The 20,337-nt window shown below is 61.1% G+C and carries 25 protein-coding genes and 1 other RNA gene; 15 read left to right on the forward strand and 11 right to left on the reverse strand.

Annotated features, from left to right (window positions below; translation table 11 throughout):
- Positions 1-153: 153 nt before the first annotated feature.
- The 10 genes from BI343_RS16755 (at position 154) to BI343_RS16800 (ending at position 8,266) form a co-directional block, all read left to right on the forward strand.
- Positions 154-948, forward strand: coding sequence for an alpha/beta fold hydrolase (locus tag BI343_RS16755; protein WP_071110567.1), 795 nt, complete (start codon positions 154-156; stop codon positions 946-948).
- Positions 949-1,082: 134 nt separating this feature from the next.
- A complete protein-coding gene (pheA, locus tag BI343_RS16760; protein WP_071110568.1) occupies positions 1,083-2,153 on the forward strand; it encodes a prephenate dehydratase in 1,071 nt (356 codons plus the stop codon).
- A gap of 68 nt (positions 2,154-2,221) precedes the next feature.
- A complete protein-coding gene (locus tag BI343_RS16765) occupies positions 2,222-2,803 on the forward strand; it encodes an LOG family protein (RefSeq protein ID WP_071110569.1) in 582 nt (193 codons plus the stop codon).
- A gap of 17 nt (positions 2,804-2,820) precedes the next feature.
- Positions 2,821-3,417: a hypothetical protein gene (locus BI343_RS16770; protein WP_071110570.1), complete on the forward strand. Its 597-nt coding sequence runs from the start codon at positions 2,821-2,823 to the stop codon at positions 3,415-3,417.
- Positions 3,414-4,376, forward strand: a complete 963-nt coding sequence (locus BI343_RS16775) for a hypothetical protein (protein ID WP_071110571.1) — start codon at positions 3,414-3,416, stop codon at positions 4,374-4,376. The genes BI343_RS16770 and BI343_RS16775 overlap by 4 nt, the downstream gene beginning before the upstream one ends.
- Positions 4,369-4,953, forward strand: a complete 585-nt coding sequence (locus tag BI343_RS16780) for a uracil-DNA glycosylase family protein (RefSeq protein WP_071110599.1) — start codon at positions 4,369-4,371, stop codon at positions 4,951-4,953. Before BI343_RS16775 ends, BI343_RS16780 begins: the two co-directional genes overlap by 8 nt.
- A gap of 101 nt (positions 4,954-5,054) precedes the next feature.
- Positions 5,055-6,323: a nitronate monooxygenase gene (locus BI343_RS16785; protein ID WP_043625438.1), complete on the forward strand. Its 1,269-nt coding sequence runs from the start codon at positions 5,055-5,057 to the stop codon at positions 6,321-6,323.
- A 357-nt stretch (positions 6,324-6,680) separates the two neighbouring features.
- Positions 6,681-7,379, forward strand: a complete 699-nt coding sequence (gene folE / locus BI343_RS16790) for a GTP cyclohydrolase I (protein WP_043625435.1) — start codon at positions 6,681-6,683, stop codon at positions 7,377-7,379.
- A 15-nt stretch (positions 7,380-7,394) separates the two neighbouring features.
- A complete protein-coding gene (locus BI343_RS16795) occupies positions 7,395-7,817 on the forward strand; it encodes a BLUF domain-containing protein (protein ID WP_043625464.1) in 423 nt (140 codons plus the stop codon).
- A 44-nt stretch (positions 7,818-7,861) separates the two neighbouring features.
- A complete protein-coding gene (locus BI343_RS16800; protein ID WP_043625432.1) occupies positions 7,862-8,266 on the forward strand; it encodes an FKBP-type peptidyl-prolyl cis-trans isomerase in 405 nt (134 codons plus the stop codon).
- 74 nt (positions 8,267-8,340) lie between these two features.
- Here the strand turns inward: BI343_RS16800 and BI343_RS16805 are convergent, their stop codons facing one another.
- The 5 genes from BI343_RS16805 to BI343_RS16825 form a co-directional block, all read right to left on the reverse strand.
- Positions 8,341-8,829 (reverse strand): GAF domain-containing protein, encoded by a 489-nt coding sequence (locus BI343_RS16805; protein ID WP_071110572.1) that lies wholly within the window; start codon positions 8,827-8,829, stop codon positions 8,341-8,343.
- 108 nt (positions 8,830-8,937) lie between these two features.
- Entirely contained in the window at positions 8,938-9,678 is a 741-nt protein-coding gene (gene phbB, locus BI343_RS16810) for a beta-ketoacyl-ACP reductase (protein WP_071110573.1), read from the reverse strand.
- A 113-nt stretch (positions 9,679-9,791) separates the two neighbouring features.
- Positions 9,792-10,667, reverse strand: coding sequence for a ribosome small subunit-dependent GTPase A (rsgA, locus tag BI343_RS16815; protein ID WP_043625423.1), 876 nt, complete (start codon positions 10,665-10,667; stop codon positions 9,792-9,794).
- Positions 10,664-10,990: a 4a-hydroxytetrahydrobiopterin dehydratase gene (locus BI343_RS16820; protein WP_071110574.1), complete on the reverse strand. Its 327-nt coding sequence runs from the start codon at positions 10,988-10,990 to the stop codon at positions 10,664-10,666. The genes rsgA and BI343_RS16820 overlap by 4 nt, the downstream gene beginning before the upstream one ends.
- Entirely contained in the window at positions 10,987-12,234 is a 1,248-nt protein-coding gene (locus tag BI343_RS16825; protein ID WP_071110575.1) for a M48 family metallopeptidase, read from the reverse strand. Before BI343_RS16825 ends, BI343_RS16820 begins: the two co-directional genes overlap by 4 nt.
- Positions 12,235-12,313: 79 nt before the next feature.
- Between BI343_RS16825 and orn the strand changes: the two genes are divergently transcribed.
- The 3 genes from orn (at position 12,314) to BI343_RS16840 (ending at position 15,083) form a co-directional block, all read left to right on the forward strand.
- Entirely contained in the window at positions 12,314-12,859 is a 546-nt protein-coding gene (gene orn / locus BI343_RS16830; protein ID WP_071110576.1) for an oligoribonuclease, read from the forward strand.
- Between the two features lie 81 nt (positions 12,860-12,940).
- Positions 12,941-14,593, forward strand: a complete 1,653-nt coding sequence (gene pgi, locus BI343_RS16835; RefSeq protein WP_071110600.1) for a glucose-6-phosphate isomerase — start codon at positions 12,941-12,943, stop codon at positions 14,591-14,593.
- Positions 14,583-15,083: a CinA family protein gene (locus BI343_RS16840; RefSeq protein ID WP_071110577.1), complete on the forward strand. Its 501-nt coding sequence runs from the start codon at positions 14,583-14,585 to the stop codon at positions 15,081-15,083. Before pgi ends, BI343_RS16840 begins: the two co-directional genes overlap by 11 nt.
- Here the strand turns inward: BI343_RS16840 and xerC are convergent.
- The 4 genes from xerC to BI343_RS16860 form a co-directional block, all read right to left on the reverse strand.
- Positions 15,080-15,982 (reverse strand): tyrosine recombinase XerC, encoded by a 903-nt coding sequence (xerC, locus tag BI343_RS16845; protein ID WP_071110578.1) that lies wholly within the window; start codon positions 15,980-15,982, stop codon positions 15,080-15,082. The genes BI343_RS16840 and xerC overlap by 4 nt on opposite strands.
- 1 nt (position 15,983) lies before the next feature.
- Positions 15,984-16,832, reverse strand: a complete 849-nt coding sequence (locus tag BI343_RS16850) for an AAA family ATPase (RefSeq protein WP_043625406.1) — start codon at positions 16,830-16,832, stop codon at positions 15,984-15,986.
- A gap of 69 nt (positions 16,833-16,901) precedes the next feature.
- Positions 16,902-17,315 carry a TerB family tellurite resistance protein gene (locus tag BI343_RS16855; RefSeq protein WP_043625403.1) on the reverse strand — a complete coding sequence of 138 codons (414 nt, stop codon included), beginning with the start codon at positions 17,313-17,315 and terminating at the stop codon, positions 16,902-16,904.
- Between the two features lie 18 nt (positions 17,316-17,333).
- Entirely contained in the window at positions 17,334-17,729 is a 396-nt protein-coding gene (locus BI343_RS16860) for an acyl-CoA thioesterase (RefSeq protein ID WP_244886680.1), read from the reverse strand.
- Between the two features lie 165 nt (positions 17,730-17,894).
- On the opposite strand from BI343_RS16860, the gene BI343_RS16865 reads away from it, so the two are divergent.
- Positions 17,895-18,344, forward strand: a complete 450-nt coding sequence (locus BI343_RS16865) for a universal stress protein (RefSeq protein ID WP_071110580.1) — start codon at positions 17,895-17,897, stop codon at positions 18,342-18,344.
- A 70-nt stretch (positions 18,345-18,414) separates the two neighbouring features.
- On the opposite strand, the gene BI343_RS16870 is transcribed toward BI343_RS16865, so the two are convergent.
- Both BI343_RS16870 and ffs read right to left on the reverse strand, forming a co-directional pair.
- Positions 18,415-18,738 (reverse strand): helix-turn-helix domain-containing protein, encoded by a 324-nt coding sequence (locus tag BI343_RS16870; RefSeq protein WP_043625385.1) that lies wholly within the window; start codon positions 18,736-18,738, stop codon positions 18,415-18,417.
- Positions 18,739-18,998: 260 nt separating this feature from the next.
- Positions 18,999-19,097: signal recognition particle sRNA small type (ffs, locus tag BI343_RS16875), an RNA gene on the reverse strand.
- A gap of 159 nt (positions 19,098-19,256) precedes the next feature.
- On the opposite strand from ffs, the gene argE reads away from it, so the two are divergent.
- Positions 19,257-20,337 (forward strand): acetylornithine deacetylase (gene argE, locus BI343_RS16880; protein ID WP_071110581.1); only part of this gene is annotated, 1,081 nt, incomplete at its 3' end.

The raw sequence follows: 20,337 nt of genomic DNA on the forward strand, positions 1-20,337 counted from the left end.
CAGTGTGATGCAATATGCATCAAATTGCCGGGCGCGGCAAATGCGAAACTCGCCCTCCGCCAGCCGGCGGCGGCTGCCAGTATATCCGGCCGAACCGCGCGCCGACAGCGCGGCGGATATGAAAAATAAGAATGACGTTATGCATGAGGGGTTATGCGAGAAACCATACATTTTGCCCATGCCAATAGTTTTCCGGCTTCGGTCTATCGCAAGATGCTGAACAAGCTGGCAGAGCGGCATGAAGTGGGCTATCTGGACACCATAGGCCATGATCCGGCCTTCCCGATTACCGATTGCTGGCCGCATCTGGTGGACGAAAGCATACGCCACATCGAGCGCAGCTATGGCGGGCCGGTGGTCGGCGTCGGCCATTCTCTGGGTGGTTTTCTGATGTTCTACGCGGCCAGGAAGCGGCCGGATTTGTTCCGCGCCATCGTGATTCTGGATTCGCCGTTGATGGGGCCGCGCCGTTCCTTTGGCATTTGGCTGGCCAAGCGCCTGGGTTTCATCCAGAAAGTCACGCCGGGCGGCAATACCCTGAAGCGGCGCGACAACTGGGCCTCGGTCGACATGGCGCATGATTATTTCGCGCGCAAGCCCATGTTCGCGCGTTTCGATCCCGAATGCCTGGCCGACTACGCTGAACACGGCACCCAGGATGACGGGCAGAGCGGACGCAGGCTGAAATTCCGGCCACGAGTGGAGCATGATATCTACGCCACGCTGCCACACAATTTCCCCTTCCACAAAGGCCGCCAGAAAGTCCCGACCGGCTTCATCGCCGGCGCGGACTCCGATGTGCTGAACGCTGCCGACATCCATTACATGCGCCGGCATTTCGGCATCGAGGTGGAGTCCCATCCCGGCGGCCACCTGTTTCCGTTGGAGCGGCCGATAGAGACCGCCGAGCATGTCTTGGCTTTGGTCGAGCGTCTGCGTCAGCGTTGAGACCAGCCGCGCGGCTTGGCTTCACTAGGCTGCGCGGCGTTTGCCGCAAGCGGCAAGGCTTGCGATGGATGGGGTTCTCGCGGAAACTATGGTTATTCCCCCATTAGCCGCATGAAAGACCCCTGCCCGTGACGATGGAACACCTGCTCAAGCAACATCGCGACGCCATCGACGCCATCGATGTCGAAATTCTCACCTTGCTCAACCAGCGCGCCAACCATGCCCGAGAAATCGGCGAGATCAAGGGCGGCGGCGTGATTTACCGCCCGGAACGCGAAGCCCAGGTACTGCGCCGCCTGAAGGATTTGAACCCCGGCCCGCTGCCGGGCGAGTCCATCGCCCGCTTGTTCCGCGAGGTGATGTCCGAGTGCCTAGCGTTGGAAAAACCCTTGTCCATCGCCTATCTGGGGCCGGAAGGCACCTTCAGTCAATTGGCCACCATCAAGCACTTCGGCCATGCCGCCCGCACCGTGGCCTGTAGCTCGATAGACGATGCCTTCCGCCAGGTGGAGTCGCGCGCGCTGGATTACGTGGTGGCGCCGGTGGAGAACTCCACCGAAGGCGCGGTCGGCCGCACGCTGGACCTGATGGTCAGCTCCCCGTTGAAGATTTGCGGCGAAGTGGTGCTGCGCATCCACCATCATCTGTTGCGCGGCGCCGAGGGCATGGAGGGCATCCGCCGCGTCTATGCCCATGCCCAGGCGCTGGCGCAGTGCCACGAATGGCTGAACAAGAATCTGCCGGCCAGCGTGGAGCGCGTGTCCGTGGCCAGCAATGCGGAGGCGGCGCGCATGGCGGCCGAAGACGCCTCGGCGGCGGCGATAGCCGGCCAGGCCGCGGCCGAGCGCTTTGGCCTGCTTAAGCTGGCGGAAAACGTCGAGGACGAGCCGAACAACACCACGCGTTTTCTGGTGCTGGGCTTGCAGGACGTTGGCGCCACCGGCCAGGACAAAACGTCCATCGTGGTGTCCGCGCCGAACCGTCCGGGCGCCGTGCATTACCTGCTGGAGCCGATTGCGGCCAATGGCGTGTCGATGAGCAAGTTCGAGTCCCGTCCTTCGCGCGCCGGCCTGTGGGACTATGTGTTCTTCATCGACCTGGAAGGCCATCGCCAGGACGAGAGAGTGCAGCAGGCGCTGAAGGGGCTGCAGGAGCGGACATCCTACGTCAAGATTTTGGGCTCCTATCCGGCGGCGGTGCTGTGACGGGCTGTGTATGATCCTGGGCCGGTTTTCCGGCCCTTGTTGTTTTGAAATCTTGGAAGAAAAAGCAGATGAAATCGATTTGTTTGTTTTGCGGCTCCAACAAAGGCGCCAGGCCGGAATACGAGGCTGCGGCGCGCGAATTCGGCCGCACGCTGGCAGAGCAGGGCGTCACGCTGGTCTACGGCGCCGGCAACGTCGGCCTGATGGGCGTGGCGGCGGATGCCGCGCTGGCCGCGGGCGGGCGCGTGGTGGGAGTGATTCCGGAGTTTTTGAAGGCGAAGGAAGTGGCGCACCTGGGGCTGAGCGAGCTGCATGTCACCGAAACCATGCATCAGCGCAAGGCGTTGATGGCTGAGTTGTCCGACGGTTTCGTCGCCTTGCCGGGCGGATTCGGCACGTTTGACGAATTGTTCGAGATCCTGACCTGGGCGCAGCTGTCGGTGCATGACAAGCCGGTGGGAATGCTGGATGTCGGCGGCTTCTTCCAGCCGCTGCAGGCGATGGTCGATCGCGCTGTCGAAGAGGGTTTCGTGCCGGCCGGCAACCTGAACCTGTTCCAGCGCAGCGAAAGCCTGCCGGCGCTGCTGGATTGGATGCGCGGGTATCGTCCGCAGCCGGTGCCCAAGTGGCTGGACCTGAGCAAGACCTGATGCCAAGGCCCTCGTCGATGTCGTCCAAATCCGGCATTTGGCCGAGATGTCGGCGCGCCCTGGCCTGGCCGCTGGCTCTGTTGCTGGCGGCCGTCATCGTGTTTGAAGAGTATGCCTGGGACGAATTGGCCGCCGCAGTGGCCTGGTTGGCCAAGTGGCCGCCGCTGTCCGCGCTGGAGCGCCGCATCGCCGCGAGTTCGCCTCGCGTGGCGCTCGCCCTGTTCTTGGTTCCGGCCCTGGCCTTGTTGCCGGTCAAGTTGGCGGCCCTGTTTCTGATCGAACAGGGACACGCGCTGCTGGGGCTGGCGGTGATTGTGCTGGCCAAGCTGGGCGGCACCGCGCTGGTGGCGCGCTTGTTCACGCTGACGCGGCCGGCTTTGATGGAGGTGCCGTGGTTTGTGCGGCTATATGGTGGTTTTCATCGTTGCCGCGCCTGGGTGTTTGAGCGTTTGCATGCGTCCTTGCCGTGGCGCTGGACCCGGATTGTCCTGTTCAAGCTGCGGCGGCGTCTGTCCCAGCCTTCGGCCTTGTCCAGGCTGGTGAGGCGGGCGGCGCGCAAATGGCGCAATAAGATGGATGCTGGCGGACGGCATCATGGTGGAGTGCGGAAATGATCATCGTAATGAATGGCTCTGCGACGGATGCCGAGATTGCCGCTGTGGTGGCGCGCATCGAAGCGCAGGGCTTGATGGCGCATGTGTCGCGCGGCAGCGAGCGTACCGTGATCGGCGCGGTGGGCCAGGAGCGCGGTCTGGAGCCGGCTTGGTTCGAATCGATGCCTGGCGTGGCCCGCGCCTTGCGCGTGGTCAGCGACTACCGCATCGTTTCGCGCGAGGCGCAGCCCGAAGACAGCATGGTGCGCATCGGCGATGTCGCCTTTGGCGGCGCCGCCCCGGCCTGGCTGGGCGGCTGCGGACATGACTGGACCCGGGAAACGCTGTCCGCCGCTGCGGCTCGAATCAAGGCTGCGGGCGGCCGTTTGTTATTCGCAGGCCGCGGCGGCCATGACAACCCATATCGTTACCGCCCCATGGGCGCGGCCGATCTGGCAGCCTTGAGCGAAGCGGCGGCGGAGCATGGGCTGGTGGCGGTGGCGGAGCTGCGGGATTTGCGCTTGCTGGACGTGTATCTGGAATTGCAACTGGGCGGCTTGCTATTGCCGCCGCATTGCCTGCGGCAGGTGGAATTGTTGCGAGAAGTCGGCCGCATCAACAAACCTGTCATCTTGCAGCGGAATAATCGCGTGAGGCTTGGCGAATGGCTGCTGGCGGCCGAGCATGTGGCGGTGGGCGGCAATCATAGAATCATCCTGTGCGACTGCGGGAGCGAGGGCGAGGCGGCGGGCCTGGATGTGGGCGAATTGGCCTGCTTGCGGCGCGAAACGCATCTGCCGGTAATGGTGGCGCCGGTAGCGGCGGGCGGCGCGAACTCGGCGCCGATCTTGGCTGCTTCGGCCTTGCTTGCCGGCGCCTGCGGCGTGTTGATGGAAATGGATGCGGCCGATATGCTGAATTTGCAAGCCGTGCTTGAGGCGATGCGGGGCGCGGCCTCGCTGCGCCATGCGCATGGCTGAGCCTCTGGATGCGTTGCTGCTGGATATCGCGGCTTGCCGGCGCTGCGAGGCGCATTTGCCGCACGGTCCGCGCCCGGTGCTGCGGGCTGCGCCTGGCTCGCGCATTTTGCTGGCGGGTCAGGCGCCGGGGCGCAAGGTGTATGAAAGCGGCATCCCCTGGCAGGATGCCAGCGGCGAGCGTTTGCGTGATTGGTTGGGGGTGGATGCGGCGCAGTTCTATGATGCAAGTTGCTTTGCCATTGTGCCGATGGGGTTTTGCTACCCGGGCGCCGGGCGCAGCGGCGACCTGCCGCCCAGGCCGGAATGTCGGGCGCTATGGCATCCGCGGCTCTTGCCTTTGCTGCGCGATGTCAGGCTGGTGCTGGCCGTCGGCGAGTATGCCCAGGCTTACCATCTGCCGCGGCGCAAGAAAACGCTGACCGAGACGGTGGCGGCCTGGCGCGAATACTGGCCTGCCGTTGTGCCGTTGCCGCATCCCAGTCCGCGCAATCAGTTGTGGCTACGGAGAAATTTCTGGTTTGAGAGCGAGTTGCTGCCAGCGTTGCGGGTTTTGGTGAGAGAGGCATTGGCGCGGTAGGCCGCCGGCGCCGGGCGCTATGAGCAAAAACTCTAAAAATGTGGATTTTCGGTTTTTAGCGGGTGATAATCCGCACCAGCACTTAGGGGAGAGCCGTCAAAATGAAGTGTGTTGATGATTTTCGCCTGCAGCTGGGCAACAAGCAACTGGTGCCGATCATGATCGGCGGCATGGGGGTGGATATTTCCACTGCCAGGTTGGCGTTGGAAGCTGCCAGGCTTGGTGGCGTCGGCCATATATCCGACGCGATGGTGCCGACGGTGACGGATCGCCGTTACGACACCAAGTTCGTCAAGACCAAGCTGGCGAAGTACAAATTCAATGTGGACAACCCGGATAAGTCGGTTGTCCAGTTTGATCTTGGCGTGCTGGAGGAAGCCACGCGGCTTCACGTCGGCAACGCCATGCAGCAGAAGCAGGGCGATGGCCTGGTCTTCATCAATTGCATGGAAAAACTGACCATGAACGCGCCCAAGGAGACGCTGCGGGTGCGCATGCGCGCCGCCTTGGATGCCGGCATCGACGGCATCACGCTGGCGGCCGGCCTGCACTTGGGTTCGTTCGCGCTGATCGAGGATCATCCGCGTTTTCGCGATGCCAAGCTCGGCATCATCGTGTCCTCGCTGCGCGCCCTGCAGTTGTTCCTGAAAAAGAACGGCCGCTGCGGCCGGATGCCGGATTATGTGGTGGTGGAGGGCCCGCTGGCTGGCGGCCATCTCGGTTTCGGCATGGACTGGGCTCAGTACGATCTGGCAAGCATTTTTACTGAAATCCGCGACTGGTTGAAAGCCGAGCAGCTGGAGATTCCGCTGATCCCGGCTGGCGGCATCTTCACCGGCAGCGACGCTGCCGGTTTTTTGGAGGCCGGCGCCGGCGCGGTGCAAGTGGCCACCCGTTTCACGGTGACGCGCGAATGCGGCTTGCCGGAGAAGGTGCAGCAGGAGTATTTCAAGGCTGACGAAGACGATATCGAGGTCAATCAGCTGTCTCCCACCGGCTATCCGATGCGCATGATCAAGGGCTGTCCGGCGATTGGCGACAGCATACGACCCAATTGCGAGGCTTACGGTTACTTGCTTGACGCTAAGGGCAGCTGCTCCTATATCGACGCGTATCATAAAGCGCATGAGGCCCATCCGGGCGAGCGCCGCGTGCCGGTTTGGGAAAAGACCTGCCTGTGCACGCATATGCGCAATTTCGACTGCTGGACTTGCGGCCATTATGCGTATCGTCTGAAGGACACCACGCACCGTCTGGCGGACGGCAGCTATCAGTTGCTCAGCGCGGAGCATGTGTTCCACGATTACCAATACAGCAAAGATCATAAGATCGCGCTGCCTAAGCGCGAGGTATGCCTGCTGGCCGGTTGAGCCTTTGTGCATGCAGTCAGAACGGCATTCGCTTCCATGCAAGCGGGTGCCGTTTTTGTTTGGCGGGGCGCATGCGGCGCGTCAAAGATTGTTCATGCCGAATCATTTTGTTGATGTTCGCGGTCTACTTATATAGCATTGACGTTTTGAGCGAGTCGCCCGTGAAATAGCCGCTGGCGTCGATCGGGCATGCGGGTTGCGGATGGCTAGGTTTGCATGCCGCCATCGGCTGCACTACCATCGTGCTCACTATGCCAAGCTGGCTATGAAGAATTCAGGCTCGATGCTATCTTCCGCCATGGGTGATTGATGTATATTCGAAATGATTTCCATTTTCTTGCGAACTAATAATCAACAATGAGCAAAACCGACAAGCAGAACCAGCCGGAATCCGTTTCCCAAAAGATTCGCTACCGTTTGCAAGAGGCCGGCGCGCGTTTCCATGCTAACGATAATATCGCCGACTATATCGAGGACGGCGAGCTCGACGCGCTGCAAGACGAAGTCCAGGCTAAACTGAAAACAGTGCTGGAGAGTCTGGTCATCGACATCGAGCATGATCACAACACGCATGAGACGGCCAAGCGCGTGGCCAAGATGTTTGTGCGCGAAGTGTTTCGCGGTCGTTATGTGCCGATGCCGCCCAGCACCGAGTTCCCCAATGTGGAGCGCTTGAACGAATTGATGATCGTTGGGCCGGTGACCGTGCGCAGCGCCTGCTCCCATCACCTGTGCCCCATCATCGGCCGGGTATGGGTGGGGGTGATGCCCAACGAGAATTCCAATCTGATCGGCTTGTCGAAGTATGCCAGGCTGATCGAATGGGTGATGTCCCGCCCGCAAATCCAGGAAGAGGCGGTTTCGCAGATCGCCGACCTGCTGATGCGCAAGCTGCAGCCTAACGGCCTGGCCATCGTGATGGAGGCGGACCATTTCTGCATGCATTGGCGCGGCGTGAAGGACAGCAATAGCAAAATGACCAACAGCGTGATGCGAGGATCGTTCCTGACGGATGCCGCGCTGCGCCGGGAATTCCTGTCGCTGATGCATAAATGAACGAGGAGCATGGCCATGCTGGTTCGCCTGATTTACTGCAGCCGGGCGCAACAACCGATAGAACAAGCGCTGGTGGATGATATTCTGCTGGCGGCGCGCAAGTATAATCCGCCCTTGGGCATCACCGGCCTCCTGTGTTACAGCAAGGATGTGTTCGTGCAGGTGCTGGAGGGCAGCAGGGTTCATGTCAGCCGTCTGTATCTGAAGCTGGCGCGCGATGCCCGCCATCATTCGCTGACCTTGTTGTCGTTCTCGGAAATCGAGCAGCGTAAATTCGCCAACTGGAGCATGGCCGAGGTGGCGCTGGATCAGTTGAACGCCTCCATCCTGCTGCGCCACTCCTCCTTGCCAGTGCTGGACCCGTTCATCATGCCGGGCGCCAGCGTCGAACGCCTGCTGGAGGATTTGGCCGAATCCGGCACGATTCAGTACCGCTAGCGGTGGTGGGCGGTGCCATTATATTTATTTCCGATGAAGGAGTTATGTTGCTGAACCGCATTGTTCCCGCTCTGGCGCTGCTGGCGCTCGCCGCATCGGCCCAGGCCGCTGCCACGCAGACCTTGCCGTCTGGCGTCACGGTCGAAATCCTGACCCAGGGCAAAGGCGTCAAACCTAAGCCAACCGATACCGTCAAGGTCAACTACCGCGGCACTTTCAAGGATGGACGCGAGTTCGACAGCTCGTACAAGAATGGCGGCCCGATCAGTTTCCCGCTGAATCGCGTGATTCCGTGCTGGACGCAAGGCGTCAGCGCGCTGAGCGTGGGCAGCAAGGCCAAGCTGTTCTGCCCCGCCGCCACCGCCTACGGCAGCCGCGGCGCGCCGGGCGCTATCCCGCCGAACACCGATCTGTACTTCGAGGTGGAGTTGCTGGATATCCAGAAATAATCGCGGAGCGATCCAGACAATGAAACAGGCCCGCTGCTGCGGGCCTGTTTCATTATCGTGAGCGTGGCGGCGTGTCAGGCCGGGAATAAGGCGCCCAGCGGCGCGACGATGCGTTCCAGGTAGTCGGCATCGATCTGATCGAAACTGGCCAATTGGTCGGAATCGATATCCAGCACCGCCACCACTTTGCCGGAGGCGTCGCGAACGGGCACCACCACTTCGGAGCGCGCGCTGGATGAGCAGGCGATATGGCCGGGGAAGGCGTCCACGTCCTCCACCAGCAGCGTGCGGTTCTGCGCCCAGGCGCTGCCGCAAACGCCGCGCCCATGCGGGATTCGGGTGCAGGCAATCGGTCCCTGGAAGGGGCCGAGAACCAATTGCTCGCCCTTGACCAGATAGAAGCCGGTCCATAGCCAGCCAAAAGTCATGGCCAGGGCTGAGGAGAGGTTGGCCAGCGCGGCGATGACGTCGGTTTCGCCGTCAATCAGGGCGTGCGCCTGCGGCAGCAGCGTCCGGTACTTGTCTTCCTTGTTGTCGCCTTCGATGATCAGATTTTCTGCCATGGGTATTGCGCATTCGTGTTGGGGAAGGCGATAGCATACACGGGTTGGCCAAAAAGAAAACGCCGCCCTGGGCTGGGCGGCGTGTCAGTGTGCGGAGCCTTGGCGGACTTACATCATGTGTTGGCCGCCGTTCATCGCGATATTGCTGCCGGTGATGAAGCCGGCGTGTTCGGAGCTGAGGAAGCCGACCAGCGCGGCGATCTCCTCAGGCTTGCCTAGGCGGCCGACCGGAATCTGCGCGATGATCTTGTTGCGCACGTCTTCCGGCACCGCCATGACCATTTCGGTGGCGATGTAGCCCGGGGAAATGGTGTTGACCGTCACGCCCTTTTTGGCCACTTCCTGCGCCAGCGCCATGGTGAAGCCGTGCATGCCGGCCTTGGCGGCGGAATAGTTGGTCTGGCCAAACTGGCCTTTCTGGCCATTGATGGACGAGATATTGATGATGCGGCCGAAACCGGCTTCCAGCATGCCGTCCAGCACCGGCTTGGTCATGTTGAACACCGAATCCAGATTGGTGCGGATGACGGCGTCCCAGTCGTCCTTGGTCTGCTTCTTGAAGCTGGCGTCGCGGGTGATGCCGGCGTTGTTGACCAGAATGGAAACCGGGCCGAGATCTTTGACGATGCGCGCCACCATGGATTGGCAGGCGGCGAAATCGGCAACGTCGCACTGGTAGCAGTGGATGTCGGTGAAGCCCAGGCCGTTCATGTCGGCAAGCCAAGCTTGTTCACGGCCTGATTTGCTATAGGTGGTGACTACGGTGTGGCCGGTTTCGGCCAGAGTCTTGCAAATGGCGGTTCCGATACCGCCCATGCCGCCGGTGACTAGCGCGATTTTTTTCGTCATGATGCTGGCTCCTCTTTTGGTGTTGAGTCTATGCTTGCGTAATACTGAACCCCTTTTCTTACAGAATATTTAGCGCGATATAAAAAGTAAATAAGAAGTGTGTGCTTGCATATTTACAAAGGCGCTTTCGACAACTCCTGCGTCAAACGCTGCAATAAGCCCAGTCTATGCGCCGCAATCTCGCCTTTTTCCGCTGCGTTTATGATCGCACAATTAGGTTCGACCCGGTGCGTGCAGTTATGGAAACGGCACTGTCCAATATACCTGCGCAGCTCCGGGAAATAATGAGTCAGATCAACTGCTTTAAGGTGCTTCAAGCCAAATTCTTGCAGGCCAGGCGAGTCAATCAGCTGGCTGCTTTCGTCCAGATGGTAGAGCGTGGCGTGGGTGGTGGTATGACGGCCGGAATCCAGCGCGGTGGAGATGTCGCCAATGCGGGCATTGGCCTCCGGCAGCAGGGCATTGGTCAGGGTGGACTTACCCATTCCGGATTGCCCTACCAAAACGCTGGTATGGCCGTGCAGCAAGGGTTTCAGCGGGGTGAAGTCCTGTTTGGCCGATAGTGTAACCAGCTTGTATCCAAGTTTCACATACAGTTGCAATTTTTCCAGCAGCGCGGCGGTTTCCGGCAGGTCGCACTTGTTGACGACGATGACAGGATCGATGTCTCCTGCCTCGGCCGCGATCAGGCAGCGCCCTAGCAGCTCCTCATTGGGCGAGGGGACGGCGGCGACGACGAACAGGATGCGCGTGACGTTGGCGGCGATGACCTTGGTTTTCCAGTCGTCCTGGCGATATAGCAGGCTGCGCCGCTCATGAGAGCGCTCGATCACCGCCTGTTCCTGGTTTTGCACCAGGATGTCCACGATATCGCCGCAAGCGTAATCGACTCGCTTGCCGCGGGTGGTGCAGTCATAGGTTTGGCCGTTGGCTTCAACGATGAAGCGACGGCCGTGGCTGCGGATGATTTGACCTACGCTGGCTGTCATGGGCGCTTGATCAAGGCTTCAGTCTTGGCCGCGCAGATGAAGTCGTTCAGGGTCAGGCCGCCGGCGTCATGGGTGCTGAAGTTGACCACTACGCGGTTGTAATGCACCGACAGGTCCGGATGATGGTCTTCCTGGTGGGCGATCCAGGCCAGCGCATTCACGAAAGCCATCGTTTCATGGTAATTGGCGAAGCGGTAGGTCTTGTTCAGCTCAATGCCGACCACCTGCCATTCCGGCAGCGAGGACAGCAGCTGCTTGACGGTGTTGTCCGCCAGCGGATTCTGGCCGTGTTGCGGGGTGCAGGACAATTCCAGCAGATTCATGCGTGGTTTCCTTTTAGGTGTTGGATGCGCAGCGCGGCGGGCGGGTGCGAATCGTAGAACATGGAGTGGATAGGGTCCGGCGTCAGCGTGGACGCGTTGTCGCGGTACAGCTTGACCAGGGCGCCGATCAGATCGTCGGCGCGGGTCTGTTCCGAAGCGAAATCGTCCGCCTCGTACTCATGCCGGCGCGACATGCGGCTGGACAGCGGCGTCAGCGGGAAGGTGAACGCCGGCGTGGCGGTGAAGAACAGGATCAGCGCCATGGCGGTGCTCGGCACGGTGACGCCGAGTCCGGCGTAGAACCACGGCGAGTGCAGTAGCTGGCCCAGCGCCCACAGCAGCGCCAGCGACAGGCCAAAAGCCATGGCGATGCGTTTGACGATGTGGCGGCGCTTGAAGTGGCCCAGCTCATGCGCCAGCACGGCCTCGATCTCGGCGTGGCTGAGCTGCGACAGCAAGGTATCGAAGAACACGATGCGCTTGGCGGAGCCAAAACCGGTGAAATAGGCATTGCCGTGGCTGGAGCGGCGCGAGCCGTCCATGACGAACACGCCCTGGCTCTTGAAGCCTGCCTTTTGCAGCAGTGATTCGATGCGCGTCTTCAGCGCATCGTCCTGTAGCGGCTGGAACTTGTTGAACAGCGGAGCGATCACCGTGGGGAAGATGGCCACCATCAGCAGCTGGAAAGCCGACCATACCAGCCACACCCACAGCCACCATAGCGGCCCGGAAATATCCATCAGCCACAACACCAGGGTCACCAGCGGCAGGCCGATGACGGCGCCGATCAGCAGGCCCTTGACCTGATCCATCAGGTAGAGACCGATTGTCGTCTTGTTGAAACCAAAGCGGGCCTCAATGCCGAAGGTGCCGTACAGGCTTAGCGGCAGCGAAACCAGGCCGCTGATCACGGCGACGGCGGCGATCAGCGCCAGGCCGGACAGCAGCGGCTGGGCAAACCATTGCTGTGAGTGAACGGCCAGCCATTGCAGGCCGCCGCCGAAAGTCAAGCCGGCGATCAGCGCGGTGTCCAGCCAGGCCGACAGCAGGCCGAGCCGGGTCTTGGCGATGGTGTAATCGGCGGCGTGCTTGTGCTGTTCCAGGGTGATGCTGTCGCGGAAGGCCGCGGGCACCTGGTGGCGGTGGCGGGCGATATGGCGGATGTGCCGCCAGCCCAGCCAGAGTTTCAGACTCAACGTCAGCGCCAGCGCGCAGGCGAACAGTAGGGAAAATGCGTCGGTCATGGGTATCGATATGGGTGTCGGGTTTGCCGCCGCGGCGGCAATGAAGGAAAATGGCAGGGTTTTCTCAAGATTGGCTAGTATGGCACAAGATACCAATAACCTCATCTGGCTCGACATGGAAATGACGGGCCTGAATCCGGATGCCGATCGCATCATCGAAGTGGCGATGATCGTCACCGACAGCCAGCTGAATGTGGTGGCCGAGTCGCCCGTGCTGGTGATTCACCAGCCGGACGCTGTGCTGGACGCGATGGACGACTGGAACAAGAACACGCACGGCAAGAGCGGGCTGATCGAGAAGGTGAAAAACTCCGCGGTCAGCGAGGCCGAGGCGGAGCAGGTGCTGCTCGAGTTCATGATGCAGCATGTGCCTGAGCGGACCACGCCGATGTGCGGCAACACCATTCATCAAGACCGCCGCTTCATGGCGCGCTGGATGCCCAGGCTGGAGGCTTACTTCCACTATCGCAATCTGGACGTATCCACCCTGAAAGAGCTATGCAAGCGCTGGAAGCCGGAAGTGGCCAAGGGCGTGGTCAAGCGCGGCAAGCATGAAGCGTTGGCGGACATCCTCGAGTCTATCGAGGAGATGCGCTACTACCGCGAACATTTCCTCAAGCTGTAAGCGCGAGGCAAGCCATCGGCGAGGGGCCGGCCCTTGGGCCAGCCCTTTTTTTCCATTTTTGATATTCCATCGGCAGAAAACATGGCCGCACACCGCCACATCGACATCAACAGCACGCCAATCTGGGCCAAGCTGCATCAGCATCAGCGCGCGACGCGCCAGATGCATATGCGCGAACTGTTTCAATTGGACCCGAACCGCTTCCAGCGCTTCTCGTTGGAGCTGGACGGCTTGTTGCTCGATTACTCCAAGAACCGGATCACCGAGCGCACGCTGGAGCTGCTGTTCGATCTGGCTAGGGCGGCGGATCTCAAGGGCTGGATGGAGCGGATGCGCGATGGCGCGCGCATCAATATCAGCGAAGACCGCGCCGTGCTGCATACCGCGCTGCGTCTGCCGGAAGACGCCAGCCTGGTGGTGGATGGCCAGGATGTAGTGGCGGATGTGCATCGGGTGCTGCGGCGGATGCGCGATTTCAGCGACAAGGTGCGTGACGGCGCGTGGCTGGGTTTCGATGGCCAAAGGATTCGCGATGTAGTGAATCTCGGCATCGGCGGCTCGGATCTGGGGCCGCTGGTGGTCAAGGAAAGCCTGTCCGCCTATGCGCATCCGGAATTGAACGTCCATTTCGTGTCGAATGTGGACGGCCAGCATCTGGCGCGGACGCTGGAGAAGCTGCATCCGGCCACCACGCTGTTCATCGTGGCTTCCAAATCGTTCACCACGCCGGAAACGCTGCTGAACGCCCAGGCCGCGCGCGGCTGGTTCCTGCAGGCGGGGACGGAAGCGGATATCGCCCGCCATTTTGTGGCGGTATCCACCAATGAGCCGGCGGTGCGGGCCTTCGGCATCGATCCGCAGCATATGTTTGGCTTCTGGGATTGGGTAGGGGGGCGCTACTCGGTTTGGTCCGCCATCGGCTTGCCGGTGATGCTGTCGGTGGGCTACGACCATTTCCGGGCATTTCTCGATGGCGGCCACGCCATGGACCGACACTTCTTCGAGTCGCCGTTCGAAGCCAATATGCCGGTGCTGCTGGCGCTCATCGGCATCTGGTACAACACCTTCTATCGGGCGCATACTCATGCCATCATGCCCTACGATCATGGCCTGCGGCGCTTGCCGGCCCACATCCAGCAGCTGGATATGGAGTCTAACGGCAAGCGGGTCGGGCGCTGCGGCGAAGCGCTGGATTTCGACACCGGGCCGGTGATCTGGGGCGAGGAGGGCGCCAACAGCCAGCATGCCTTTTTCCAACTGCTGCACCAGGGCACGCGCTTGGTGCCGTGCGACTTCATTCTGCCGCTGAACAGCCATTATCCGCAGGGCAATCAGCACGACGTGCTGGTGGCCAACTGCCTGGCGCAGACCGAGGCCCTGATGCGCGGCAAGAGCGAGGCCGAGGTGATGCAGGAGCTGGGGCATTTATCGGGCGAGGCATTGGACATGCTGTTGCCGCAAAAACTGTTTCCGGGCAACCAGCCCTCCAATACGCTGGCGCTGGACAAAGTCACGCCCTATGCCCTGGGCATGCTGATGGCTTTGTATGAGCACAAGGTGTTTGTGCAGGGGGTGATCTGGGGCATCAACTCGTTTGATCAGTGGGGGGTGGAGTACGGAAAGCAGCTGGCCAGGCGCATCCTGCCGGAATTATCCGGCGATGCCGGCGCGCTGTCGCACGACAGCTCCACCAACGGCCTGATCAGGCACTACAGAGAACGACATGGCAAATAGCAGACAACTGGCCGCCGACCTCGGCGCGCTGCTGCTCGGACGCGGGGAAAGCATCGCAACCGCAGAGTCCTGCACGGGCGGATTGATCGCCGCCGCCATCACCGACATTCCGGGCAGCTCCGCCTGGTTCAGCCACGGCGTGGTCAGCTACGGCAATCAGGCCAAACAGCAGTTGCTGGGCGTGCAGGCGTCGTCGCTGATGGACCACGGCGCGGTCAGCGAACGGGTGGTGCGGGAAATGGCGGTCGGCGCGCAGACGCTGGCCGATGCCGACTGGGCGGTGGCGGTTTCCGGCATTGCCGGGCCGGATGGCGGCTCGCCGGAAAAGCCGGTGGGCCTGGTCTGGCTGGCCATCGCCCATCCCGGCGGACAGACGGAGGCTTGGAGTTGCCACTTTTGCGGCGACCGCGAAGCCGTCCGGCGGCAAACTGTGGAAGAAGCGTTGGCGCGGCTGTTGCAGCGCATCCACGGCCACGTGCGCGCGGCTTAGCTGTCTTCGTCAGTGTCGGGTTTGGCGGGCGCTTGCCGCGCCCGGGGATGCGCCTGGTCGTAGACCTTGGCCAAGTGCTGGAAGTCCAGGGCGGTGTAGATTTGCGTGCTGGACAGGTTGGCGTGGCCCAGCAGCTCCTGCACTGCCCGCAGATCGCCTGAGGACTGCAGCAGGTGGGAAGCGAAGGAATGGCGCAGCATGTGCGGGTGGACATGCTGGCTGGCGCCGGTCTTGACGGCCCAGTCGCGCAGCCGTTTTTCTATCTGGCGGCCACCCAGGCGGCGGCCGTGGCGGCCGGTGAACAGCGCGGGCTCGTCTGCGGCTGCCTGGCGTTGCGCCAGCCATGTTCGCAGCCGGCGCATCGCTTCCGCGCCTATCGGCGCCAGTCTTTCCTTGCCGCCCTTGCCGCGAATCCGCAATAGCTGGTCAGAGAAATCCACGTCTTGCAGATTCAAGCCCACGGTTTCCGACAAGCGTAGCCCGCAGCTGTAGACCAGCTCGAAGATGGCGCGGTCCCGCGCATCCAGTTCGTCATCGCCTTCTATCCTGTCCAGCAGCGCCGCCGCGCCATCGACCGGCAGCGCCTTGGGCAGCAGCTTGTCGCGTTTCGGCGCGCGCAAGGCGCTGGCCGGATTGTCTTCACGTTGCCCGCTTTGTTGCAGCCATTGATAGAACTGGCGCCAAGCGGACAGCCGCCGCGCCAGGCTGCGGCTGCCCAGGCCGCGCGCATGTTGTTGCGCCAATGCTTTGCGCAAGTCGATGGCTTGGGCTTCGGCCAGGGTTTTGGGCTGCAACTGGCCAGTCAGCGTTTCCAGATCGGCGCGATAGCCCGCCAGCGTGTGCGGGCTGCGGCCGGCGACGGTCAGGTGGTCGATGAAGCGGGCGATGTCGTCGCGCATGTCAGCGCCGCAGCCGCGCCATCTGCATCAGGCGGTCAAACAATTGCAGATCCTGTTCGTTCTTCAGCAGCGCGCCGGCAAGCGGCGGCGGCGCGTTGCGTTCCTGCCGCGCGGCGAGTTCGGTCTCGCTGATGGCTTCGCCGGTCAGCAATTTCAGCCAGTCCAGCAGCTCCGAGGTGGTGGGTTTCTTTTTCAGGCCCGGCAGTTCGCGGATGGAAAAGAACACTTCCAGCGCCTGCTGCACCAGCTGCTGGCGGATGTTGGGGAAGTGGGCATCGACGATGGATTGCATCGTTTCGGCGTCCGGGAAGCGTATGTAGTGGAAGAAGCAGCGGCGCAGGAAGGCGTCCGGCAGCTCTTTCTCATTGTTGGAGGTGATGATGATGATGGGGCGTTGTTTGGCGCGTACGAATTGCTGCGTTTCGTGAACGAAGAATTCCATCTGATCGAGTTCGCGCAGCAGGTCGTTGGGAAATTCGATGTCCGCCTTGTCGATTTCGTCGATCAGCAGAACCGGCGCTTGATCGGCTTCGAAGGCCTGCCACAGCTTGCCCTTGACGATGTAGTTGGCGATGTCGTGGACTTTCGGGTCGCCCAGCTGCGAATCGCGCAGCCGCGACACGGCATCGTATTCGTACAGGCCGTGCTGCGCCTTGGTGGTGGACTTGATCGGCCAGACGATCAGCTCCCGGCCCAGGCTGGCGGCGACTTCCTCGGCCAGCATGGTTTTGCCGGTGCCGGGCTCGCCCTTGATCAGCAGTGGGCGTTGCAGGGCGATGGAGGCATTGACGGCCATCATCAGGTCGTCGGTGGCGATATAGCGTTCGGTGCCGGTAAAACGGGTATTCATTGAGTCAACTATGGCAATGGGTGAGAGAAAGGGGCGGCGGCTGAAAGGCAGGCGCCCCGAGTATGAGGATCAGCGGGCGAACTCGCGCTCCAGGTCGTCCAGCGTGATGCTCCAGCTTTTCATCATGTGGCTGAGCAGAGCCATTTCGCTGTCGCTGATGGTGCCGTCGGATTTGGCGATGTCCATCGCCAGCACGCAGGTCAGGATGCGCTTGCGCCGGTCGCTCACCTCGGCCAGCAGGTTGTCCACCCGCTCGCGATCCAGCAGGCGGATGGAGCCGTCTTCGCCGGCTTCGTCGGAAAGGTCGTCGCAGTAGTCGCGCAGCACTTGGGCAAACTGTTTGCGCGGCAGATTGATCAGGTGGTAGACGTGCAGCTTTTCCAGCAATTCGAGTTCGCGCGGGTCCATATTGCCGTCTGTGATCATGAACATGGCCAGCAGCCTGGCCATCGCCTCTGGACTGTTGGGCGAGTAATTTCTCATGGCGCTATTCCTTATTTGCTATTGGCTAAGCTTTCCGGCAAAGGCTTCCGGCATTGGGGCGACTTTGCGTGTCTGATAATCGAAGAAGACGACGCCTGTTTTCAATCTTGCCACTTCTTTGCAGCTGTTGTCATCGACTGCCTGATAAATCAGATCGAAACCATGGCGGTTGATGTCGTCGGCTCCGAGTCGAAAGCGCAGGGCATCGCCATGAAAGGCCTCGGCGCGGTAGCAGATGGCGGTGTCTGCCACGATCAGCCCCAGCCCTTCCACTTGCAGCTCATGCGGGTAGCCGAGCGATTTCAGCCAACGCAGCCGCGCCTCGTGGGCCAGCCGCAGCACCGCGTCGTTGCCCAGGTGGCCGGCGTAGTTGATGTCGCTGATCCGGATGTCCAGCGTGGTCTCGAAAAACATGCGCTCTGGAAGTTCAAGTTTGATGCGTGCCATGGCTTGGTATACTGAAACGATGAGGGGCGGATATGGCCTTTATGTCTGCAAGACCTAATCTGTGTCAAACATCATGATGCGGGTCTTGATAGACTGGGAGTGTAAGCCAAATTCATATAGGAGCTGCATGTCATGTATCAGAAAATCTTTGTGCCGGTGGATGATAGCGACACCTCCATGATGGCGCTGATTGAAGCTTGCAAGCTCGCCAAGGCGTTCGCTTCGACGGTCCGGCTGGTTCATGTGGTCGATCTCGCGCAGTTCGGCTGGGGTGGCACCGAATTCCTGGATGCGACGGAGCTGCAGAAGTCGATCAAGCAGGCGGGTGAGCAGGTGCTGCAGCAGGCTGTGGAGAGGGCGAGATCGCTTGGGGTGGAATCTGAATGCCAGATTCTGGAGAGCTGGGGCGACAAGATCGCTTTGGTGTTGGCCGACGACGCCAGCGCTTGGGGCGCCGATCTGATCGTGATGGGCACGCACGGTTTGGGCGGACTGATGCATTTGCTGATGGGCAGCGTGGCCGAGGGCGTGCTCAAGGTGGCGGATGTGCCGGTATTGCTGGTCCGTTATGCCGGGGAGTAGGCGGCGTCAGGCGGCAAAAAGCCGACGCGGGTAGGCCGCGTCGGCTTTGTTTTTCTTATATTTATGGCAATCAGTTGGCGGCCGCTTCGGCGCCGCCTTCTTGCGCTTCGATCTTGGTGCGAACCGCTTTGCGCAGGCTCTTGTACAGATCGGGGTGGGTTTCCTTCAGGTATTCCACAATCTCGAAATCTTCGCGGCGTACCTTGGACAGGTCAATTTGCTCGACGTGAACCAGGCGCAGCAGCTCGCGTACCGGCTTCGGCATGTTGCGGCCGCTTTCGTAGCGGGAGCCGCCGGACTGGGTAACGCCGATGCGGCTCCAGAACTCTTGCTGATTCAGGCCAAGCTTGCGGCGGATTTCCCGCGGGTTCGGGATCTTTTCAAACAGTTTCATGAGTGTTCCTCTCGTATCTGAAACAAATGGTTCTAATATTTTTTAGGACTTCGCCCTGCTTACTAAAAATAGCAAAAAAAATTCAACAGGAATATTTATGATGCAGGGAAAATAGTGAAGTTCCATGAATTTGAAAATTCAGTTTTGCTAATGTTAGCGCAATCTTATTGTCAAGGACAATGGGATTTGCGAGGTCGGCGAAAAAAAACGCCTGACTGTCGCAAATTTGCAATCATCTTGACGGGTGATTCTGGGGGAGGGGTGGCGAGCCTGAACCCCGGCACTTGCACTAAGTAACTGTGGCTGCTTCCTTCCGGACCTGACCAGGTTCGCTACCGTGCAATGCGGGGAGGCCCGCCATAGAGAAAACGGATTGTATTCAATATTCGACTATTTGACAAGCATTTTTATGCGGCCGCTCTTGGCGCAGATGCGAATGATTCGCCGCTATTGCCGACCGCCGGGCTTGGGTGCAGACTCAACGGCAACGCCATCTTCTGAATTCGCCGAGTCCGACTATGAATCCAACCGTTGTTCCGCTGCTGGCCGAGTTGATCCGTTTCGACACCACCAGCCGCCGCTCCAATCTGCAATTGATAGAGTGGGTGCAGGCTTATCTTGCCGGCTTCGGCCTGGCCTGCAGGCTCACCTACGATGATGATGGCGGCAAGGCCAACCTGTTCGCGCGCATCGGCAAGCCGGGATTGCCTTTGGTCGTGCTGTCCGGGCATAGCGATGTGGTGCCGGTGGATGGGCAGCAGTGGCGCTATCCGCCGTTCGAGCTGACCGATGGCGGCGATGGCCGGCTCTATGGCCGCGGCAGCGCCGACATGAAGGGTTTTATCGCCTGCGTGCTGGCGCAGGTGCCTTTGTTTGTGCAATTGGCGAATGAAGACCGACTGAGGCAAGGCATAGGCATTGCTTTGTCCTATGACGAGGAGGTGGGCTGCCTTGGCGTGGGGAGGCTGATTGATGGGCTGGCTGCCGATGGCGAGTCGATTGCCGGCTGCCTGGTCGGCGAGCCGACTTCGATGCGGCCTGTCATCGCCCACAAGGGCATTGCCCACTATCGCTGCAAAGTGAAGGGACGCGCCGCGCACTCCTCGTTGACGCCGCACGGCGTCAACGCCATCGAATACGCCGCCCGGCTGATCACCCATATCCGCAAGCTGGCCGACGCCGAAGCCGCGTTCGGCCATCATCAGCCGCTGTACGATGTGCCGTTCACCACCATGCAGACAGGGTTGGTCCATGGCGGCGTGGCGTGCAATATCGTGCCGGCCGATTGCGAATTCATGTTCGAGTGCCGCTGGCTGCCGGGCGATGAGCCGCAACGCTTGGTCGCCTCGGTAGCGGATTATGCCGAGACGCTGCTGGTGGAGATGCGTCAGGTCGCGCCGGAGGCGGACATCGTGATCGAGCCTGTGGTGTATAGCCCGGCATTCGAGTCCGATCCGGCTTCGGAAATACGCCATTACGTGGCCAGCTTGTGCGGCTGCGAGGGCGGCGCTGGGGTGGCTTACACCACTGAGGCGGGGTTGTTCGGCCAGGCGGGCATGCCATGCGTGGTGCTAGGTCCGGGCTCGATAGAACAAGCGC

Origin of the sequence: Chromobacterium amazonense (assembly GCF_001855565.1) — a bacterium.
Lineage (GTDB): Bacteria > Pseudomonadota > Gammaproteobacteria > Burkholderiales > Chromobacteriaceae > Chromobacterium > Chromobacterium amazonense.

Coding starts and splice junctions, on each gene's coding strand:
- BI343_RS16775 (WP_071110571.1), top strand. CDS start 3,414: ATGATCATCGTAATGAATGGCTCTGCGACGGATGCCGAGATTGCCGCT.
- phbB (WP_071110573.1), bottom strand. CDS start 9,678: ATGACGAAAAAAATCGCGCTAGTCACCGGCGGCATGGGCGGTATCGGA.
- BI343_RS16755 (WP_071110567.1), top strand. CDS start 154: ATGCGAGAAACCATACATTTTGCCCATGCCAATAGTTTTCCGGCTTCG.
- BI343_RS16765 (WP_071110569.1), top strand. CDS start 2,222: ATGAAATCGATTTGTTTGTTTTGCGGCTCCAACAAAGGCGCCAGGCCG.
- BI343_RS16800 (WP_043625432.1), top strand. CDS start 7,862: ATGTTGCTGAACCGCATTGTTCCCGCTCTGGCGCTGCTGGCGCTCGCC.
- BI343_RS16850 (WP_043625406.1), bottom strand. CDS start 16,832: ATGAATACCCGTTTTACCGGCACCGAACGCTATATCGCCACCGACGAC.
- orn (WP_071110576.1), top strand. CDS start 12,314: ATGGCACAAGATACCAATAACCTCATCTGGCTCGACATGGAAATGACG.
- BI343_RS16805 (WP_071110572.1), bottom strand. CDS start 8,829: ATGGCAGAAAATCTGATCATCGAAGGCGACAACAAGGAAGACAAGTAC.
- BI343_RS16840 (WP_071110577.1), top strand. CDS start 14,583: ATGGCAAATAGCAGACAACTGGCCGCCGACCTCGGCGCGCTGCTGCTC.
- BI343_RS16825 (WP_071110575.1), bottom strand. CDS start 12,234: ATGACCGACGCATTTTCCCTACTGTTCGCCTGCGCGCTGGCGCTGACG.
- folE (WP_043625435.1), top strand. CDS start 6,681: ATGAGCAAAACCGACAAGCAGAACCAGCCGGAATCCGTTTCCCAAAAG.
- BI343_RS16780 (WP_071110599.1), top strand. CDS start 4,369: ATGGCTGAGCCTCTGGATGCGTTGCTGCTGGATATCGCGGCTTGCCGG.
- BI343_RS16795 (WP_043625464.1), top strand. CDS start 7,395: ATGCTGGTTCGCCTGATTTACTGCAGCCGGGCGCAACAACCGATAGAA.
- xerC (WP_071110578.1), bottom strand. CDS start 15,982: ATGCGCGACGACATCGCCCGCTTCATCGACCACCTGACCGTCGCCGGC.
- BI343_RS16770 (WP_071110570.1), top strand. CDS start 2,821: ATGTCGTCCAAATCCGGCATTTGGCCGAGATGTCGGCGCGCCCTGGCC.
- rsgA (WP_043625423.1), bottom strand. CDS start 10,667: ATGACAGCCAGCGTAGGTCAAATCATCCGCAGCCACGGCCGTCGCTTC.
- pgi (WP_071110600.1), top strand. CDS start 12,941: ATGGCCGCACACCGCCACATCGACATCAACAGCACGCCAATCTGGGCC.
- BI343_RS16785 (WP_043625438.1), top strand. CDS start 5,055: ATGAAGTGTGTTGATGATTTTCGCCTGCAGCTGGGCAACAAGCAACTG.
- BI343_RS16855 (WP_043625403.1), bottom strand. CDS start 17,315: ATGAGAAATTACTCGCCCAACAGTCCAGAGGCGATGGCCAGGCTGCTG.
- BI343_RS16870 (WP_043625385.1), bottom strand. CDS start 18,738: ATGAAACTGTTTGAAAAGATCCCGAACCCGCGGGAAATCCGCCGCAAG.
- BI343_RS16860 (WP_244886680.1), bottom strand. CDS start 17,729: ATGTTTTTCGAGACCACGCTGGACATCCGGATCAGCGACATCAACTAC.
- BI343_RS16865 (WP_071110580.1), top strand. CDS start 17,895: ATGTATCAGAAAATCTTTGTGCCGGTGGATGATAGCGACACCTCCATG.
- pheA (WP_071110568.1), top strand. CDS start 1,083: ATGGAACACCTGCTCAAGCAACATCGCGACGCCATCGACGCCATCGAT.
- BI343_RS16820 (WP_071110574.1), bottom strand. CDS start 10,990: ATGAATCTGCTGGAATTGTCCTGCACCCCGCAACACGGCCAGAATCCG.